An 18,087-nucleotide genomic window follows, 5' to 3' on the forward strand; every position below is an offset into this window, starting at 1 on the left:
ACGAACAATGTCGGAAACCCAAGACGCGGAAACGCGATTTAACATCATCATGAAAATCGCCGCCGTCGCCGCGGTGGTGCTGACCGGCTATTACATCTGGTCTTTCTTCGTCAGCAGTCGCTACGAGGCGCTCTGCGGCGGCTCCTATTGGGAGCTCGACAAAAAACAAATCGACTCCTGTCTCGACAGGAAAAAGGAACTCGAGAAGTAGAGCAGTTCCGCATCGCGCGTCGCCCTACGCCCCTTAGATTAGAAAAGAAAGGCGAGGCTCTGCGCAAAAAAGCCTGCGAACAGCAGCAGACCCGCGTCGCGATTGGAGCGGAACAGGCGCAGAGCGGTGATCGGCGCCACATCTTGTCGGGTCTGCGCGGTTTGCCATGCGAGATGCGCCGCATAGGCGATGACCCCGAGATAGGCGAGCCATCCGCCGCCCGCCAGAAAAACGGCGAAGGCGGCGCATGCGGCGGACACGGCGTAGAGCGCGCCGACCGCCAATTGCACGCGCGGACCGAACAATCTCGCCGTGGAGCGCACGCCGACGATCGCGTCGTCACGCAAGTCCTGAAGCGCGTAAATCGTGTCGAAGCCGATTGTCCATGAGATCGCCGCCGCATAGAGAAAAAGCGCCGGCGCGCCGAATTCGCCCGTGCACGCCGTCCAGCCGAGCAGCGCGCCATAGGCGAAGGCCAATCCGAGAATGGCTTGCGGCCAGGACGTGAAGCGCTTCGCGAAGGGATAAATCAGCACGATCAGCGGAGAGATCAGTCCAAGGGCGATCGTGAGCCCGTTGAACGACAAAAGCACCGCGAGGCCGACGAGGCATTGGGCGACGAGGAAGCGCACCGCCGCCGCGGGCGTCGCGCGACCGCTCGCGAGCGGTCGCAGGCGCGTGCGCTCGACCTTGGCGTCGATCTCGCGATCAACGTAATCATTATAGGTCGAGCCGGCGCCCCGCATGGCGACGGCGCCGACAAAGAAGAGCGCCAAATGCCAGACGTTGGGGCCTTGGCGCAGCGACGCGGAGGCGAGCGCGCTCGATTCCCAGCAGGGAAGCAGCAGCAGCCACCAGCCGATCGGCCGGTCGAGGCGCGCAAGCTGGACATAGGGCAGGAACGCGGCCGGCGCGCGGCGCAGCAAAGGATGGTCTGTGACGGCGTCGGGCAGCGCGGTCGTTCCCGCCGAATCGCCGCTTGGCCTTACGCTCACAGCGGTCCGGCAGGCAACTTTGGCGGCGCCATCATGCCGCCGCCCCCAGCCGCCGCTTGATCGCGCATCTCTTTCATCTTCGCTGCGGCCGCGCAGGCCTGCGACGCGAAGCCCTGAGTCTTGGCGCGCGCTTCCTTGAAGCCATCGGCGACATTGTCAGGAATGTTGCACCATTCCTTATTCTTGGTGATGTAATTCATCATCTCGGTTTCGACGGCGACGAGACGTTTCGCCGCGGGGCAGGCGGATTCGGGATCCATCTTGCCCTTGCCAGCCTTTCCCAGATTGTTGAGCGCCTCGATTCCCGCCATGCGCTTCTCGGTGAGTTTCCGGAAATCTTCCTGACAGGCTTGCGCATGCGCGCCGGTCGAGGCGAGCAGCATCGCAAACAGCGAAAGCCCCGCGACAGCGCGGGAAATATCGACAGCGCCGACGATCATGTGTTTTGGTCCGCTCATCAGGCTCGCAGCATTACCAGCAGGCTTGCCGGCGACGCAAGTTTTGGCGAACCTGCACGCAACAAAGCGGCGGCTTCATGGCGAGCGCGCCTTGCGCTCGCGTCTCCGCTTGGGAAGCCATTGTGTCAGCTTATGATTTTACTGCGCAGCGCTTGTTCGTTCGTGACGATCTCGCGCCGGATGTCGAACTCGCGCCTTCAGCTGAGGCGTCGAACTATCTGCTCAATGTCCTGCGTATGCGGGAGGGCGCGGCGATCCATCTGTTCAATGGGCGCGACGGCGAATTTCGCGCGACGCTCGCGAATGTCTCGCGACGCTCCGCAAGATTACGCGTCGGCGAGCGACTGCGGGCCCAGACCGAACGCGCTGACCTCGATTATTGTTTCGCCCCGCTAAAGCAGGCGCGGCTCGACTACATGGCGCAGAAGGCCACTGAGATGGGCGCCGGCCGTCTCCTGCCGGTGATGACGCGCCGAACGCAGGTGCGCCGGCTCAATTCGGGGCGGCTCGAGTCCAATGTCATCGAGGCCGCCGAGCAGTGCGGCGTGCTGGCCGTGCCCGAAGTCGCCGCCGCCGTCGAACTGCCTGATTTTCTCGCGCGTTGGCCGGCACGGCGGCTATTGGTCTTTTGTGACGAACGCGCCGCGCTCGCCAACCCCTTGGACGCGCTCGAGGGCCGCACGGCGCGAGAGGGCGTCAGCGTGCTCATCGGACCCGAAGGCGGCTTCGACGAGGCCGAACGGGCCGCCATCGCCGGCCTGCCAAACGTCGCGCGCCTTTCGCTCGGACCGCGCGTATTGCGCGCGGACACCGCCGCCGTCGCGGCTCTGGCGATCGTCCAGGCGGCAATCGGCGATTGGGCCGCGGACGCCGTCTAAACCAAAAATAAATAAATAGAAAATAAAGCGTAGTTCTCACATGGCGGCCGACAGGTTTCGCTAGTGAGCGTTCAAGACACGATCCTGCCACGATGTTTGGCTCTAGTTGGTTTGCAGCGCCGGAATGCGCCGCTCTAAGGCGAGGAGGTTCTCGTCGCCGCCAGCGCATTTACGGCGTATCGAGACATTGTCGGGATCGCAAGGCTCCTGAAATCTCGCGCGACGCGCGCGAACTTTCGGAAATGAGGCCCAAAACTCATGACCCTAGACAACATCAGCCGCAGTGACCGTCTTCTGCCGGCAAGCTTTTTCGGCGTCATCGCGCTCACGGCCATCGCCGTTTCGCCGGCGCATGCCGATAATGTCAGCCAATGCGCGCGTTATGGCGCCGATTATGTCGCAGTCGCGGGGTCAAACGGTTGTGTTCGGCTCGGCGGCCACGTCCGCGTCTCTATGCCTCGCACCCCTGTCGCCCCATTGGGTTACACGGATATGCGTCGTGACGGCATGCAGCATGCTGCTGCGCGCTCCTCGCTGCCGCCGATGGCGCCCTTCGGGCTGCACGACCTCTTCCCACGCTAACCGTCGCGTCGGCGCCGGCTCCCAATATTATTGCGGCAGCACGCAATCGGTGAAGGCGGCGTCGATCGACTGTCCCCACCCGCCGTAATAGGCGTCCAAGCGCCGCTGGGCCAAGGTGCGTCCGTCTTCGATAATCGCTTCCAGGGGCGCGAGAAAAACGCTCTCGTCGCGCCCTTTGGCGTCGAGGCGGGCGCGTTGGCGCAAGCCGCCTTTCGCCAGCGCGAGAACGTCGCGCCCAACATCGCGCAGGCTGCGGCCCTCGATTCTCGCATCGAGCGCCAGACCGGGCACATCCGCGCGCAGCGCCTGACGCGCGGCGGCGCTCCACCCCTTCGTCAGTTCGCGCGCCTGATCGAGCGCGGCGGCGTCATAGAACAGGCCGGCGCAAAGCGCGGGAAGGGCGGTGAAATGGGCGCGCGGGCCTGCGTCCGCGCCGCGCATTTCGAGATAGGTCTTTAATCTCACCTCCGGAAAGATCGTCGAGAGGTGATTGGCCCAGTCGGACATTGTGGCGCGCTCGCCGGGCAGCTGCTGAAGCCGGCCCCCCAATAAGTCCCGAAAGCTGGCTCCCGCCACGTCGTGATAGACGTCGCCGCGTTTGACGAAATACATCGGCACGTCAAGCGCATAGTCGACATAGCGTTCGAAGCCGAATCCCTTCTCGAAGGCGAAGGGCAGCATGCCGGTTCTGTTCGGATCGGTGTCGAGCCAAATATAGGAGCGTTGCGACAGCCGGCCGGTGGGCTTGCCGTCGAGAAATGGCGAGTTGGCGAACATCGCGGTGATGAGCGGCTGTAAAGCGAGGCCGACACGCGTTTTTTGCACCATGTCGGCTTCGTCGACGAAGTCGATGTTGACCTGCACGGTCGCCGTGCGAAACATCATGTCGAGCCCGAGCGCGCCGACTTTCGGCATGTAGGCTTGCATGATGGCGTAGCGCTGCTTGGGCATGGTCGGCGTCTCCGCGCGCGACCATTTGGGGCTTGCGCCCAGATCGAGGAAGCGCACGCCAAGCGCGCGGGCCACGGGCGCAAGGGCGGCGAAATGCGCGTCAAGCTCGTCATGCGTGGCGTGAACGTCGGCCAGCGGCGCCCCGGAAAGTTCGAATTGTCCGCCCGGCTCGAGCGAAATCGCGCCGCCGCCGTCGGACTGATAGAGACCGATCAGCGCGTCCCGGTCGAGGATGGGCGCCCAGCCGAGCGTGTCGCGCAAGCCCTCAAGCAGCGCGCGCACGCCGCCCCGGCCGCCGGCGCCCTCATAGGGGACCGGCGAATCGTCGGCCGCATAGAAGGGGAACTTCTCGTGCTCCGTGCCGATAAGCAGCGGGGCGACGCCGGTCTTGGAGCCGGATTCGAGCCATTCCACCAGCATGTTGCGCGACGTGATTGGCGTCGTATCGGATACGTCGCGGGCCATCTACGGGGAGTTTTCCGTGTTAGAGGAGATGCGCGACTGCGGCGCGGACGCGACTCGCGGGTGAAGGAATCGCGCCGATGGATTGCAGGAAAGCGGGCGTTGCGCAAGCCTCCGGCCGTCCCCGCCGCGATGGGCGTCAAGGTCTCGAACTTGGGCGGGTGTTCCGAGCTTGGCCGGCCAGCCTCTCAGCGCTTGCCGAACATCTGGCCGAGAATGCTTTCGAAGTCCGAGCGGGCGCCGGCGTTTTCGCCGCCGCTGCTGCGTCCGATCTGCAGCGTCTTCTGGATCTCTTCGATCGCCTGCTGAATCGACGCCTGGTCCATGTCCTCGGGCATGCCTTGAGAGCGCCCGGCGCCCCGGTCGAGGTCAAGCGGGCCGCCGCGACCCAGGCCGCCGGCGTCGCTTGTGGGTCCGCCATAAGAATCCGGCGCGGTGCGGCGGCCGCCGAGCAGGGAGCCCAGGATCGACCCCAGAAGTCCGCCAAGCAGTCCGCCGCCGCCTGTTGCGCCGCCTCGAGGCGTCGGCATCGGCGCGGGTTCGGGCTGCGGCGTGCGCGCGCCGCCGAGCATCTGCTCCAAAATGGAGCCGAGCGCGCCTGAGCTGACCAGCTGGCCGAGCACGCCGCCGAGGCCCCGGTTGCTCACATTTTTGAATAACCCGCCGATGAGCACGGAAACGAGCACCGGCAGCAATTGCGAGAGAATGTCCGGACGCAGCCCCGACTCGCGGGCCGCGACCTGCACGACCTGCCCAGCGGCCGCCGGCGAGCCGAAGAGATCGGCGAGCAGCTGTCGCGACTGGGCGAGAGAGTCCGCGTCCTGCGCGGCGCCAGGGTCGTCGAAGGCGCCCGCGCGCAGCGGGGACGCGATATCGCCCAAAACCTTTTCGAACAGCGCCGGCTGTTCCGCGGCGTTGCTCAGGCCCACTTCGAGCGCGGGAGCCAGGGCTTTGATGGCGCGGTCCATCTGTTCGTCGGAGAGGCCGAAGCGCTGAGCCAGATTGGAGACCAACTGGCCGCCTTGCGCGGACTGCAAAATCTCGTCGAGATAGGACATGCGCGCAGCTCCGTTCACGCGAGCCCGGACGCCGAGCCCGCCGTCATGGTGTCACAGTCCGGCGGTCTCGCCAATCGACTGCGGAGCTGGAAACTTGTTGCGGCGCACCGAAATTAGCAACGCATTGTCCGCGTTCGCCGATGGGTTCCCGCAGCGGATGCGCGCTGCGCCGGCGCCTTGACACCGTCGCGCATGCGCGACATTGCTTGCCGGCATTCAGCCGGGTGATCCGGATGGCCGCGTTTGGCGCTTGAGCGGCTCGCCGCTTCCGCGCCGCCTCTGCCAAAAGGCGCGAAGATGAACGTTCACCCCCGGCCAACCAAGCCGCCGCTCAAGATACTGCTTTGCTCGCCGCGTGGATTTTGCGCCGGCGTCGTGCGCGCAATCGACGCCGTCGAGCGGGCGCTGGCCAAGTTTGGGCCGCCCGTTTATGTGCGCCATGAGATCGTTCACAATCGCTACGTCGTCGAATCGCTGAAGGCGAAGGGCGCGGTTTTCGTCGAGGAGCTCGACGAAATTCCGAACACGAACGCGCCGGTGATCTTCTCGGCGCATGGGGTCGCCAAAGCAGTTTCGGCCGCGGCGGCGGGACGCGGACTCCTCGCCATCGACGCGACCTGTCCACTCGTCACCAAAGTGCATCGAGAGGCCGAAATTCACTGGCGGCGCGGCCGCCGGGTGTTGCTCGTCGGACATTCCGGCCATCCTGAGGTCGTGGGCACGATGGGACAGCTGCCGGACGGAGCGGTGGTGCTGGTCGAATCCGTGGAAGACATTGGGCGGCTCAAACTCGATGACGAAACGAATCTGGCTTATGTGACGCAAACGACGCTGTCGCTCGACGACTCCCAGGAGATCGTCAGCGCGCTGATGCGGCGCTTTCCAAAGATCATTGGCCCGCACAAGGAAGACATCTGCTATGCGACGACGAACCGCCAGGCTGCGGTGAAGGAGGTCGCCCCGCATGTCGAGGCCGTGATCGTGGTTGGCTCGCCCAACTCGTCGAACTCGCAGCGGCTGCGCGAGGTGGCCGAGCGCGCCGGCGCGCCCGCGCAGCTCGTGCAGGGCCGGGGCGAGATCGACTGGGAGATTTTTGGCAGCATATCGTCGCTCGGCATCACGGCCGGGGCGTCCGCGCCCGAGGTTTTGGTTGAGGAAATCATGGACGCCTTCGCCGAACGCTACGACATTGTCGTCGAGACCATCTCCAGCGCCGATGAGAACGTGTCCTTTCCTCTGCCCAAGGAGCTGCGGGCGATCGCCTGAGGGCGGCCCGCAGTGAACGGTCGGCGCACATGGCCGTCTACACGCAGGTTGACGACGAGGAGCTGATCGCTTTTCTCGCGACATATGATCTCGGGCCGCTGCTCTCCTGCAAAGGCATCGCCGAGGGCGTCGAAAATTCCAACTATTATCTCCATACCGGCGCCGGCAGTTTCATCCTCACGCTTTACGAGAAGCGCGTCGCCGAAGCCGATTTGCCATTCTTCCTGAACCTCATGGAGCATCTCGCGGCGCGGGGCGTGACCTGCCCGCTGCCGGTGAAGAACCGCGCCGGGCTCGCGCTGGGGCGCCTCGCCGGCCGACCCGCCGTCATCGTCACTTTTCTGGACGGCTATTCGATCCACCATCCGGAGACCGCGCATTGCGCCGCGCTCGGCGCGACTCTCGCGCAACTGCACCTCGCCGGCGCCGATTTCGCGCAGCGGCGCCGCAACGCGCTTTCTGTCGAAGGATGGCGGCCGCTATTTTCGACGTGCGCATCGCGAGCGGAAGAGGTCGCGACCGGATTGCGCGCGCTCGTCGACGCGGAGCTCAATCATCTGGAGCGAAACTGGCCGCGGGACCTGCCGAGCGGAGTCATTCACGCCGATCTCTTCCCCGACAATGTTTTTTTTCTCGGCGAGCGAATCTCGGGGCTGATTGACTTCTATTTCGCCTGCACCGACGCCTACGCCTATGATCTGGCGATCTGCCTGAACGCCTGGTGCTTTGACGCCGAGCTTCGCTATCAACCGGACAAGGGCGCTGCGCTGCTCGAGGCCTACCGGCGGCTCCGGCCGCTTTCAACCGCCGAGATCGCGGCCTTTCCCACGCTGGCGCGCGGCGCCGCGCTGCGTTTCCTGCTTACGCGCTACGTCGACTGGCTCAACGTGCCGCCGGGCGCGCTGGTGCGTCCCAAGGACCCGCGCGAATATCTCGTCAAGCTTCGGTTTCACCAATCCGCCCCTGACGCGCGCGTCTATGGCCTCAATTCATGACGCGCGGCGTCGAGATTTGGACGGATGGCGCCTGCTCGGGAAATCCGGGGCCGGGCGGTTGGGGCGCGATTCTCCGCTTTGGCGATCGCGAAAAAGAGATCAACGGCGGCGAGCCGCTCACCACCAATAATCGCATGGAGCTGATGGCGGCCATCATGGCGCTTGAGACTCTGACTCGCCCTTGCTCGGTGGATCTCCATACCGATTCGCAATATTTGCGCAGCGGGGTCACCTCGTGGATCGACGGCTGGAAAGCGCGCGGCTGGCGCACCGCCGACCGAAAACCGGTCAAGAACGTCGATCTGTGGCAAAGGCTGGAAGCGGCGGCGGAGCGGCACGACGTCGACTGGCACTGGGTCAAAGGCCATTCGGGCCATGACATGAACGAGCGCGCCGACGAATTGGCGCGCGCCGGCATGGCGCCGTTCCTCCCCGGCCGGCCGCCTGCAAGCGCACGCGCTTCATCGAAATAGTCTTGCCGATCCCACCGCGAACCCTATCTCAAAGTCGACCAGGACTCTTCTTCGCCTTCGGGGAGCGCGGCGCGGCCGCGTTCCCCATTTTTGTTTGCCATCATATTGACACGTCGCCGCGCAAAACGACCATGTGCGGTTAGTTAAGCGCGTCTTTGCTGATTCTCTCTTCGATGGGGGGCAAGACGTCGATGCACCTTCCCAAAAAATGGTGGATTGGACTGCCGGTCCTTTTTGGACTGGCCTATTTTGCGCAGGGCGCGGTGACGCCTCGTCTAGAGGACGATCTGCGCGCTGCGATCTTGTCGCGAGTCGCGCAGTCGCCTGACGCGATCGACAGGCCGGAGGTCCGCGTCGCGGGCCGCGACGCCGTCCTCGCCGGCATTTCGCTGTCGCCTGACGTGAAAGCTCAGCTTTTGACGGCGCTGGGCGTTGAAACGCCGGCGCGGCGCATCATCGATGCGACGCAGCCTCTCTCGCGCGCGACGCCCTTCGTGCTGAGACTCGAACGCCGCGGCGGCAAGGCCATAATCTCGGGCGCCGTCCCGCCGACGGGCGCGCGCGAAAGGCTGCGCGCCGAGATCGCCGCCCTAGGCCTGGAAGTGTCGGACTCCGCCGCCTATGCCGACGGCGCGCCGCAATCCTTCCCCGATCTCGCGTCTTTCGCCGTGCGCCGCCTCGCCGAACTCGATCCCGCGACGACGACGATGACCGACGCGACTCTGGCTGTTTCCGGCGAAGCGCGCAGCGCGGCCGATTACGACAATGCGCTCGCCGCGCTCAAGGCGTCGCCGTTCGGCGCGAGCGCGGTAAAGGTGGAAGTATCCCCGCCGCGTGTTTCTCCCTATGTGTTTTCAGCGGCGGCGCGTGATGGCGTCATCAGTCTCTCCGGCCACCTGCCCAGCGACGATCTACGCAAACAGGTCGTCGCGATGGCGGCCGCGGCCGGCGCCGGCGCCGCGGTCAGCGATGCGATTCAGCTCGGCGCCGGCGCGCCGGCCGGAGACTTCGCCGGCGCGCTTGCGTTCGCGGTCGGCGAACTCGGCAAGCTGTCGCAAGGCAAAGTCGCCGTATCCGATGGCAAGATCATCATCGAAGGGCAGGGGCGCCAGAACATATTGGGCGAGACGATCCGGGCCGACGCGAAAGCGCGGTTGCCTTCAGGATTTGAGATCGCGCGGCTCGACGTCATGGCGGGTCCGATGACGCCGTATGTTTTCAGCGCCCAGCGCGCCGGCGGAGACATCACGCTCACCGGCTATGCGCCAGATGAGGCTGTCCGTAATCGCCTCGTCGAAACAGCGCGCAGGAATTTCTTCGACGCGAAGGTCGTTGATCGGCTCGTTATCGCGAAAGGGGCGCCGCAGAACTTCGCGGAAGCGACGGATCATGCCCTTGCCGCGCTCGCGCGACTCGACGAAGGCAAGCTTGCGATCAGCGACTCGAATATCTCGCTCGCGGGCGTCGCGCGTCATCAGAGCGCGCGCGCCGAGATTGCGGCGAGCTTCGCCGACGCGCTGCCGCAGAGTTTCCGCGGCGAAGCGCAGCTGTCGACCCGCATCGTCGGCGCGCCGCTTGTTGCGAGCCAATGTGGCGCGGCGCTCTCCGAGCTTCTCACCAAATCGCCAATCGTCTTTGCGTCCGACGATTCAGCGATCGCCGCTGAATCCGCGCCTCTCATCGATGCGATCGCCGCGACGGCGCTGCGCTGCCAGGGCGCCACTCTCGAAATCGCGGCGCACACCGACAACATCGGCATCGCCGAAGTGAATCTGGGGCGCAGCAAGCGTCGCGCGCAGGCGGTCGTCGAACGCCTGGCGAAGGCCGGAGTCGACCCGTTCAGAATAAGCGCCGTCGGCTATGGCGGCGAGCGCCCAATCGCTTCCAATGACAGCGACGAAAATCGCGCGCGCAATCGCCGCGTCGAAATCGTCGTCAAGTAGCGCCAGAGAAGGAGACGGCAGATGTCCTACTTGCTGACGCTTGGCTGGCCTTGGTTCGCCGCCGCCTGCGGGCTTGGCGCGCTTGCCGGCTATGTGACGACCTCGCCGGCGAAGGACGCCCCTGCGGCGCCCGGCTGGAATATCATCGCGATCGCCGTGACGCTCGGCGCGGGCGCAGCCGCCTCCTGGCTGGGGCTCCTTGACGGGCGCGCGGCGCTGACGATGGACGTGTTGCTGATCGCGGCGCTCGCTTATCTCATCGGCCTGCCGGTCGGCGGCGCGCTCAAGACGACACAGTCCGCGCCTGCTTATGTCGCCAAACGGCCGATCGTCGTATTGCGCGGCGCGACGCGCGACGTTTGCGAATCGACCGTCGCGCCGTCGCCCCTACCGCAAGATGAGCAAGATGAGATCGTCGCGACTGCGCAGCCAGAGACGGCGACGAGCGTTGAGCCGGCGCTAGAGGCGGCGGCTTTTGCCGCCAAGGCGCTGAATGAAAAAGCCGCGCAAATGCGCGCGCCGAGCGGCAAAATGACGCCGGGCGCTCCGCCTGCCGCGTTGTCCGCGCCGCGCAACGAGACAGCGGACGATCTGGCCAAGATCAAGGGCGTCGGACCCAAGAGCGTCGAGAAACTGCACGCGCTCGGGGTTTTCCATTATGATCAGATCGCCGGCTGGAGCGACGACAACGTCAAATGGATCGAGGCGTCGATCGGCGCGGCGGGGCGGGTGAAGCGCAATGGATGGGTCGAGCAGGCGCAAGCTCTGAGCGGCGGCGCTTCGGCTGATCGCAACGCCGACGCGGCATAAGCGCCGGCAGAAGGACGAGTTCGTGCGTATGCGTATGGGTCTGAGCTTCGTCCTTATCTGCGTCGCGTCATTGTCCGCTCAAGACCTCCGCGCGCAGGACATGCTGCAAGGCGTCGATCTTGCGCAGCCGGCTTATTCCAAGGCTGAATTGACGCGCGCCGACGTCGAAGCGGCGCTGCAGCATCGCGAGAGCGGACATAAGATCGATCTTTCGGAAAAAAGCCTCAACGGGCTGGATCTTTCCGGACTCGATCTGCACGGCGTCGACTTTCACGCCGCCCGCATGAACAAGACGTCGCTCGCCGGCGCGCGGCTCGACGATGCGATCCTCGATCAGGCCTGGCTGATCGAAGCCAACCTCACCGGCGCATCGCTGAAGGGGGCGCACGCCTTCGCTTCGCAAATGCAGCGTATAAAGGCCGACGGCGCAGACTTCGCGCATGCGCGTCTTGCCGGCGATCTGACCGGCGCATCGGCGCGCGGCGCCAATTTCAGCGAAGCGGATCTCTCCGCCGATATGAAGAACCAGTCGATGGGATTGATGCGCGCGGTGCTGCGCTCGGCCGTGCTCGAAGGCGCGCGTTTTCACAAGGCCAATCTCGCGAGCGCCGATCTGCGCTTCGCGCACGCCGCGGGCGCGGATTTTTCCGAGGCGAATTTGAAGGGCGCCGACGCCGCGGGCGCGGATTTGACCGGCGCAAACTGGACCGGCGCCAAGACTGACGGTCTCGATCTCGATTCGGCGCAGATCGACGCCGCCGCCGGGGCCGCGCTCGCAGGCGCGCAAAACCTCGATCGCGCCCGCGTGAAATGACGCGCGACGCCATCCGCATCGGCGTCGATCTCGGCGGCACCAAAATCGAGGCGATCGCGCTCGACGCCGCGGGCGAGACGCTGGCGCGTCGCCGCGTCGCGACGCCCGCGGATGATTATGCGGGGATCGTCGACGCCGTCGCGACTCTCGTGCGCGAGATCGAATCCCATATCGGGCGGCGCGGGGTCGTGGGCGTCGGCGCGCCTGGCGCGATCTCGACGCACACCGGCCTCGTGAAAAACTCCAACACGGCCGTCGTCAACGGCAAGCCGCTCGACGTCGATCTCGCGCGGGCGCTCGGACGGCTGGTGCGGGTCGCCAATGACGCCAATTGCTTCGCGCTGTCGGAGGCGATCGACGGCGCCGGCCGCGGCGCCGGCGTAGTGTTCGGCGTCATTCTTGGCACCGGCGTCGGCGGCGGCGTCATCGTCAACGGAAAGATCCTCGAGGGGCGCAATCGCGTCGCCGGCGAATGGGGCCATACGCCGCTGCCGTGGATGACTCCGCAGGAATATCCCGGGAGCCCCTGCTTTTGCGGGCACAGCGGCTGCGTCGAGACGTTTCTTTGCGGCGCCGGCCTGTCGCGCGACTATGAGAAGCGCTCCGGCGCGCGGCGCCTTGCGAGTGATATCGCCGCGCTGGCGGATGCCGGGGAGCCCGCCGCGCGCGCAAGCCTCGACTGCTATCAGGACCGTCTGTCGCGGGCGCTGGCGGTGGTCGTCGATCTCATCGATCCTGATGTCATCGTGCTCGGCGGCGGGCTTTCCAACATCTCGCGGATCTATGAGGGACTCGCGGCGCGCGTGGGGAAGAACGCCGTCACCGACGCTTTCGATACGAAAATCCTGCCGAATGCGCATGGCGACTCGGGCGGCGTGCGCGGCGCCGCCTGGCTATGGGGCGAAGGGGAGACAGGTTGAGCGGGCCGGGCGCGGCCAGAGGAATCGGGTGATGGATTGTTTTCCTCGTCCTCATCCTTGTAACTTAAACCGTGGCGGATCGGCTAACATCGCCGCTGCGGTGGCGGACGGGACGCCGGCTCATCCTCGGGCGATCGAGCCCGTTCCTCAGCTTGGCCGCCCGCAAGTCGCGTTTACCCCGACTTGCGAATTTAACGGCGATCTCGGGCAGGCCCGAGATCGAAGGCGCCGTCTCGAAGGACGAGGGTGAGGAAAAATACGCGAACACGGGTTTCCTCGTCCTTCGAGACGCGTGCTACGCACGCTCCTCAGGATGAGGAAACCCTTCACCCGATCGCCCTCGGCGCCGGCGCCGTTCCCTCCGGCCTCGCGCCGGTGTATGCGGAAGGCATCGCGGCGGCTGCGGCGAGCGTGAGAGGGAGTTTGCGATGGGCGCCGCCGGAGATCCGCAGAGTCACGGGAAGAAGCCGTGCGCGCATCTGGCTTTTCTCGCCTCGGGCGCTCCGGAGGCGGAAGAGTCGCGCCAGCGCCTGATTGAAAAATACGGCGACTGCCCGCCTGAGGAGGCCGATTGCATCGTCGCGCTGGGGGGCGACGGCCTCATGCTTCGCACGCTGCATCGGTTCATGGACGCTGGCAAGCCGATCTACGGCATGAATCGCGGCTCCGTCGGCTTTCTGATGAACCAGTATCGCGAGACGGGGCTGCGCAAGCGGATCGCCGAGTCCAAGCCTTCGATCATTCACCCTTTGCTGATGCATGCCGTCAATGTGCGGGGCGACGAGTTTTCGGCGCACGCCATCAACGAGGTGTCGCTGTTGCGCCAGACCTCGCAGATCGCGAAGCTGCGCATTCTGGTCAATGGCCAGGAGCGCCTGCCGGAACTCGTCACCGACGGCGTGCTGGTGTCGACGCCCGCCGGCTCCACCGCCTATAATCTTTCCGCTAATGGTCCGATCCTGCCGCTGGATGCGCCATTGATGGCCTTGACGCCGATCTCCGCCTTCCGCCCGCGCCGCTGGCATGGCGCGCTGCTGCCCGATCTTGCAAAGGTGCGGATCGAGGTCCTCGAAGCGGCGAAGCGGCCCGTCTCCGTCGTCGCCGATCATGACGAATTCCGCGACCTTGCTTATGTGGACGTTGTGATGGACCACGCCACCACTCTGATCCTGCTCCACGATGCAGGCCATTCGCTGGAAGAACGAATCCTGCGCGAGCAGTTCGGATACTAAGGACGATGACTGAATCAGCGATCAAACCTTTCCGCCGCCACGTCTTCGTCTGCGTCAACACACGCGACGGCCGATCCGCCTGCGAGGACCACGGCGCGAAGGAGGCGCTGGCGAAGGTGAAGGAAGCGCTCAAGGCGCTGCCCTTCGCCAAACGCGACGGCGTGCGCCTGTCGCAGTCGGGCTGCCTCGGCCAGTGCGAGCACGGCCCCGTCGCGGTCGTCTATCCTGGCGGGAAATGGATCAGCTATTCGTCGACCGACGAGCTGATCCGCTTCGTTCTGGAGGCGATCGAGGCCCCGGACTGATCAGCGGCCCCGCAGCGCGTGCTAAAAGGGATCAAAGGTCTCCCGAGAAAAGCCCCGCCCGCATGCGCTCCTGTTTGATTCTTGAGTCCGACGCCAGCGATGAGGATGTCGCGGCGGCGCTCGATTGCGGCGCCGACGCGCTTTTGTTGCGGCTTGGCTCCTGCGCGGAGGACGAGGCGCGGCGCAGCGCCCGCGCGCGCGCCTGCGCGCTGATTAATGAGACGCGAGGCAAGAGCGCGGCCCCGAAGCTCTTCGTGGAAGTCGCCCCTCTCGAGAGCGATCTCATCGAGGCCGACCTCGACGCGCTGTTCGGCCCGGGACCGGACGGCGTCTTTCTTCCATCTTGTGACGGCGCCGCCAGCTTGGAGCGCATGTTGGTGAAGCTCGCCGTGCGCGAGGCGCAAGCCGGCCGCGCCGATGGGGCGACCCGGATCGGCGCCTTCGCTGGGGGCGATCCCGCCGCCGCGTTGGCGTTGCATTCCCTCGCCGGAGGTTCGCCGCGTCTTGCGGCGCTGGCCTTTGACGAAGCCGGGCTGCGCGCGGCGCTGGGCCTCGCCCGCGGCGACGGCGCCGCTGTCCAAATGGCGCGCGGGGCTGTCGTACTCGCGGCGGCCTCGGCCGGCGTTCCGGCGCTCGCTGCGCCCGTGCAAATCGGCGAAGAGGATGCCTATGCGGCGGCGCGCCGCGACGGTTTTCGGGGGGCGATGGCGCTTTTTCCCGGACAGATCGCGGCCATCCACGAGGTCTTCCCGGCGGGCGAGAATCGACAAAGACCGCAATCATCGGCATAGACAGGTCGATGAAAAAAGTCCGATTGGACGCGCTTTGCCGGGCCGCCGCGGCGGCGCTCGCCGGCGCAGCGCTTCTCGCCGAACCGGCGCAAGCGCAGCAACAGCCGCCGCGCCGTCCCCATCCGCCGCATAGCGCCGGCGATGCGGCCGAGTCGGCCGCGCCGCCGACCGAAAGACGCGCTACGCTGCGGCTGAGCGCGACCCTTGCAGCCAACGACCAGCAGCCGGTCCACTCGGGGCTCGTCTGGCGCATCTTTGAAGAGAGCGCCCAGCCGGACGGATCGCACAAGCTCGTGGCGCAGTCCGAGGAAGCGATCCCGACGCTGCCGCTCCCGGACGGCTCCTATATCGTCCATGCCGCCTATGGGCTTGCCGGCGTCACGCGCCGCGTCACGATAGAGGGCGGCAATGTTTCCGAGCGGGTCGTTCTGAACGCCGGCGGGCTGAAGCTCATTGACAAGCTGGGCGACGCAGAAATTCCCGCGCAGCGGCTTTCAATTTCGATCTATGTGCCGGAACGCGGCAATTCCGAAGCGAAGCTCATTCTCGCCAACGCCAACTCCGATGACGTGATCTGCCTCCCCGAAGGCGCCTATCACGTCGTGTCCACGTTGCTCGACACCGGGCAGGGCGCTCAGGGCGGGACGAATCAGACCAACTCCGTGGTTACGGCGGATTTGAAGATCCCGGCCGGAAAGCTGATCGAGGCGACCCTGCGCCATCGCGCGGCGACCATGACCTTGAAGCTCGTCAAGCAGCCGGGTGGCGAGGCGCTCGCCAATACGAGCTTTTCGGTGCTCACGCCGGGCGGCGACGTCATCCGCGAGATGATCGGCGCTTTCCCGTCGCTCGTTTTGGCCGAAGGCGAATATGTCGCCATCGCGCGCCACGAGGGAAAAACCTACCAGGGAACTTTCCGCGTGCAGTCGACCAAGGACTCGGACGTCGAAATTCTCATGCGCGATCAGCCGCGCACTCACGCAAACGACGAACCTCCACAATAAAAAAGCCGCCCGGCGGACCGGGCGGCTTGCTTGGGTCGCTCTTGAAAACTGCGTCTAAAGGAGCGTGAAGGGAACGATCACGTCCATATTGAACATGCCCTGGTTTGAGCTCAGGCCGTTGCGGCTGAAGAACGGCGTGGTGCCATTGACCGTCGTGTCCCAACGCAGCTCCGGCCGGATGATCAGGCCGGTGATGTAGGGCAGTTTGACCGGCAGTTCAGGCGTAATCGTCATACCGAGCGTGAAGGCGAGATAGCTCGTGCCGGAGTAGAGCGGCCTGTTAGCGTAAAGGCCCGTTCCCAGGTTCTGGTTGATGCAGGACGGACACCAGAAGCCATGCGCCAGATTGACCGCGTCGTAATAGCCCGGATAGGCGCTGACGAAGAAGTTGTTGTTGTCACGATAGAATTCGGCGCGCCCGTTGAGCTTGAAGATATCGTTGATCTTATAGGAGAAATATTGCGCGATGCCAAAGGCGCGCGCGCCCATCGGATAGGCGGGCGCCGTTCCCCAGAATCCCGTGCCGGTGATGGCGTTGGCTGCGCCCCACGCCTTTTGCGGCAGGCCGAAGGAGCTATTGTTCCAGCCGCTTTCCAGCATGAAGCTGATGTCGGTGATGAACGTCAGATTCTCGGTCGCCTTCCAGGTCGTCGTGAGGTTGTTGAACGAACGGATCGCCGTGTTGACGTCGCACGCGCAGAGGCCAGGGGCGCCGAAGCCGCCCTGGTTGAGCGGCCAGCCCGCCGTCAGGACGTTTGGCCAACCGGTCGCGGTGAAGGGGAAGCCGTTGGCGAAACCGACGGGCCAGCCGACGCCGAGCGGGTCGGTCTGCCTCTGGTTCTCGGGACCGGTATGGGTGATCGCCATAATGGTCAGATTGCCGTCGAGCAGGTTGAAGCCGAAACCGCCGTGGAAGGACGCAGCGGCGTTGTTGTCCCCAGGCCACCCGAGGCTCGTGTTCACGCCGCTGGTCACGCCCGTATAAACGTCGAGCCAGGGCTTGACGTGAGTCGTGATCATCGCCCCGGTGTGAATAAACGGACCGAAGTTGAAGATGTAGGAGTGGCTGTAGAACAGATTGTCTTTCGCCGGGATCACTTCCGCGCCGTTGTAGGTGGCGAACATGCCTACCTTGACGTCGACGCCGCCTTCGCTGATCGGGCTAATCCAGGGAAGATGCGCCTGGACATTGGCCTCGATCGGTCCGATCTGCGTGCGCGAGGCGATCGCATAATCGAGAACGCCGAGGTAATGATTGTAGCGCATGTCCTCGCCGATCATGCCCTGAAACTTGAAGCCGAAGTCATAGCCTACGGCCTTCGGATCAAGCGGACGCTGCACGGTCAGGAGGGCGCCGTTAAACGTCGGCCAGTTCGCGCGGTCCGTGTAGAGGTGGCCCCAGTTCAGCTTGTTGAACGGCTGATTGAAGTTGAGCGCGATGCCGCCTTCGACGTAGCCGTCGATGGTCAGCGTATCGAGCCAGGCCGGCGGCGGCGCCACGGCCGGACCCTTGACGATCCTACCTTTTCTGACGGGCGCGGCAGCAGACGGAGGCGCGGATTGATTCTCTTCGATGAGAGTCGGGTCGACCTCCATCAGCTTCGACTGAGCATAAGCAGCGCTTGTGACGCTGGTTGCTAGCGAGAGTGCAGCGACGGTCGAAAGATAGGGCCACTTCATTGCAGGGAACTCCGTCTGGGAGGCGAGATCTGATTGATATCACTCGCGAGCGAAGTTCCGTTCAAGCCTAACGTCCGCGCATCTGCTCAATCATTAAGCAAAAAGCGCCCTGTCGAAAATTTGTTCTAATCAGTGTGGCGGCAATGTCACAATTTTTGATGGTTCCACGGCCGCCGATGCTGATTTCACAGCGCCTCTCGTCGTTAAAAAGGTGACAAATGTTCGTTTCTTGACGAATCACGATCGCTTCCGTCCAGAC

The 18,087-nt window shown here is 65.0% G+C and carries 19 protein-coding genes; 14 read left to right on the top strand and 5 right to left on the bottom strand.

From position 1 onward, the window contains the following. Positions 1–7: 7 nt before the first annotated feature. Positions 8–211, top strand: a complete 204-nt coding sequence (locus IYX23_RS12220; protein WP_018408807.1) for a hypothetical protein — start codon at positions 8–10, stop codon at positions 209–211. A gap of 38 nt (positions 212–249) precedes the next feature. Here IYX23_RS12220 and ubiA read toward each other — a convergent pair whose 3' ends face one another. Together ubiA and IYX23_RS12230 are read right to left on the bottom strand one after the other, a co-directional pair. Next, positions 250–1,206 carry a 4-hydroxybenzoate octaprenyltransferase gene (gene ubiA / locus IYX23_RS12225; protein ID WP_196393011.1) on the bottom strand — a complete coding sequence of 319 codons (957 nt, stop codon included), beginning with the start codon at positions 1,204–1,206 and terminating at the stop codon, positions 250–252. After that, complete coding sequence (locus IYX23_RS12230) at positions 1,203–1,664, bottom strand: hypothetical protein (protein WP_246716735.1); 462 nt, start codon at positions 1,662–1,664, stop codon at positions 1,203–1,205. Before IYX23_RS12230 ends, ubiA begins: the two co-directional genes overlap by 4 nt. A 122-nt stretch (positions 1,665–1,786) precedes the next feature. Between IYX23_RS12230 and IYX23_RS12235 the strand changes: the two genes are divergently transcribed. Together IYX23_RS12235 and IYX23_RS12240 are read left to right on the top strand one after the other, a co-directional pair. Further along, positions 1,787–2,542, top strand: coding sequence for a 16S rRNA (uracil(1498)-N(3))-methyltransferase (locus tag IYX23_RS12235; RefSeq protein ID WP_348643655.1), 756 nt, complete (start codon positions 1,787–1,789; stop codon positions 2,540–2,542). 258 nt (positions 2,543–2,800) lie between these two features. Continuing rightward, positions 2,801–3,124: a hypothetical protein gene (locus IYX23_RS12240; RefSeq protein ID WP_196393013.1), complete on the top strand. Its 324-nt coding sequence runs from the start codon at positions 2,801–2,803 to the stop codon at positions 3,122–3,124. Positions 3,125–3,151: 27 nt separating this feature from the next. On the opposite strand, the gene IYX23_RS12245 is transcribed toward IYX23_RS12240, so the two are convergent. Both IYX23_RS12245 and IYX23_RS12250 read right to left on the bottom strand, forming a co-directional pair. Next, complete coding sequence (locus IYX23_RS12245) at positions 3,152–4,540, bottom strand: glutamate--cysteine ligase (protein ID WP_196393014.1); 1,389 nt, start codon at positions 4,538–4,540, stop codon at positions 3,152–3,154. Between the two features lie 185 nt (positions 4,541–4,725). Beyond that, entirely contained in the window at positions 4,726–5,595 is an 870-nt protein-coding gene (locus IYX23_RS12250) for a DUF937 domain-containing protein (protein ID WP_196393015.1), read from the bottom strand. Positions 5,596–5,892: 297 nt separating this feature from the next. On the opposite strand from IYX23_RS12250, the gene ispH reads away from it, so the two are divergent. The 11 genes from ispH (at position 5,893) to IYX23_RS12305 (ending at position 16,148) form a co-directional block, all read left to right on the top strand. Next, positions 5,893–6,861: a 4-hydroxy-3-methylbut-2-enyl diphosphate reductase gene (gene ispH, locus IYX23_RS12255; RefSeq protein ID WP_196393016.1), complete on the top strand. Its 969-nt coding sequence runs from the start codon at positions 5,893–5,895 to the stop codon at positions 6,859–6,861. 29 nt (positions 6,862–6,890) lie between these two features. Next, entirely contained in the window at positions 6,891–7,856 is a 966-nt protein-coding gene (gene thrB / locus IYX23_RS12260; RefSeq protein ID WP_196393017.1) for a homoserine kinase, read from the top strand. Next, positions 7,853–8,329, top strand: a complete 477-nt coding sequence (gene rnhA / locus IYX23_RS12265) for a ribonuclease HI (RefSeq protein WP_196393018.1) — start codon at positions 7,853–7,855, stop codon at positions 8,327–8,329. Before thrB ends, rnhA begins: the two co-directional genes overlap by 4 nt. A 191-nt stretch (positions 8,330–8,520) precedes the next feature. Continuing rightward, on the top strand, positions 8,521–10,272 hold the full coding sequence (locus IYX23_RS12270; protein ID WP_246716736.1) for an OmpA family protein: 1,752 nt from the start codon (positions 8,521–8,523) through the stop codon (positions 10,270–10,272). Between the two features lie 21 nt (positions 10,273–10,293). Continuing rightward, complete coding sequence (locus IYX23_RS12275; protein ID WP_196393019.1) at positions 10,294–11,082, top strand: hypothetical protein; 789 nt, start codon at positions 10,294–10,296, stop codon at positions 11,080–11,082. A gap of 34 nt (positions 11,083–11,116) precedes the next feature. Then, positions 11,117–11,896 carry a pentapeptide repeat-containing protein gene (locus IYX23_RS12280; protein ID WP_196393067.1) on the top strand — a complete coding sequence of 260 codons (780 nt, stop codon included), beginning with the start codon at positions 11,117–11,119 and terminating at the stop codon, positions 11,894–11,896. After that, on the top strand, positions 11,893–12,816 hold the full coding sequence (locus IYX23_RS12285) for an ROK family protein (RefSeq protein WP_196393020.1): 924 nt from the start codon (positions 11,893–11,895) through the stop codon (positions 12,814–12,816). The genes IYX23_RS12280 and IYX23_RS12285 overlap by 4 nt, the downstream gene beginning before the upstream one ends. A 428-nt stretch (positions 12,817–13,244) precedes the next feature. Continuing rightward, entirely contained in the window at positions 13,245–14,048 is an 804-nt protein-coding gene (locus IYX23_RS12290; protein ID WP_196393021.1) for an NAD kinase, read from the top strand. A gap of 5 nt (positions 14,049–14,053) precedes the next feature. Next, a complete protein-coding gene (locus tag IYX23_RS12295) occupies positions 14,054–14,353 on the top strand; it encodes a (2Fe-2S) ferredoxin domain-containing protein (protein ID WP_196393022.1) in 300 nt (99 codons plus the stop codon). A gap of 74 nt (positions 14,354–14,427) precedes the next feature. Beyond that, entirely contained in the window at positions 14,428–15,144 is a 717-nt protein-coding gene (locus IYX23_RS12300; RefSeq protein WP_246716739.1) for an aldolase/citrate lyase family protein, read from the top strand. Between the two features lie 8 nt (positions 15,145–15,152). Then, positions 15,153–16,148, top strand: a complete 996-nt coding sequence (locus IYX23_RS12305) for a hypothetical protein (protein WP_196393024.1) — start codon at positions 15,153–15,155, stop codon at positions 16,146–16,148. Positions 16,149–16,202: 54 nt separating this feature from the next. Here IYX23_RS12305 and IYX23_RS12310 read toward each other — a convergent pair whose 3' ends face one another. After that, positions 16,203–17,828 carry an outer membrane beta-barrel protein gene (locus tag IYX23_RS12310; RefSeq protein WP_246716741.1) on the bottom strand — a complete coding sequence of 542 codons (1,626 nt, stop codon included), beginning with the start codon at positions 17,826–17,828 and terminating at the stop codon, positions 16,203–16,205. Positions 17,829–18,087 lie beyond the last annotated feature (259 nt).

The organism is Methylocystis sp. L43, assembly GCF_015709525.1.
Lineage (GTDB): Bacteria > Pseudomonadota > Alphaproteobacteria > Rhizobiales > Beijerinckiaceae > Methylocystis.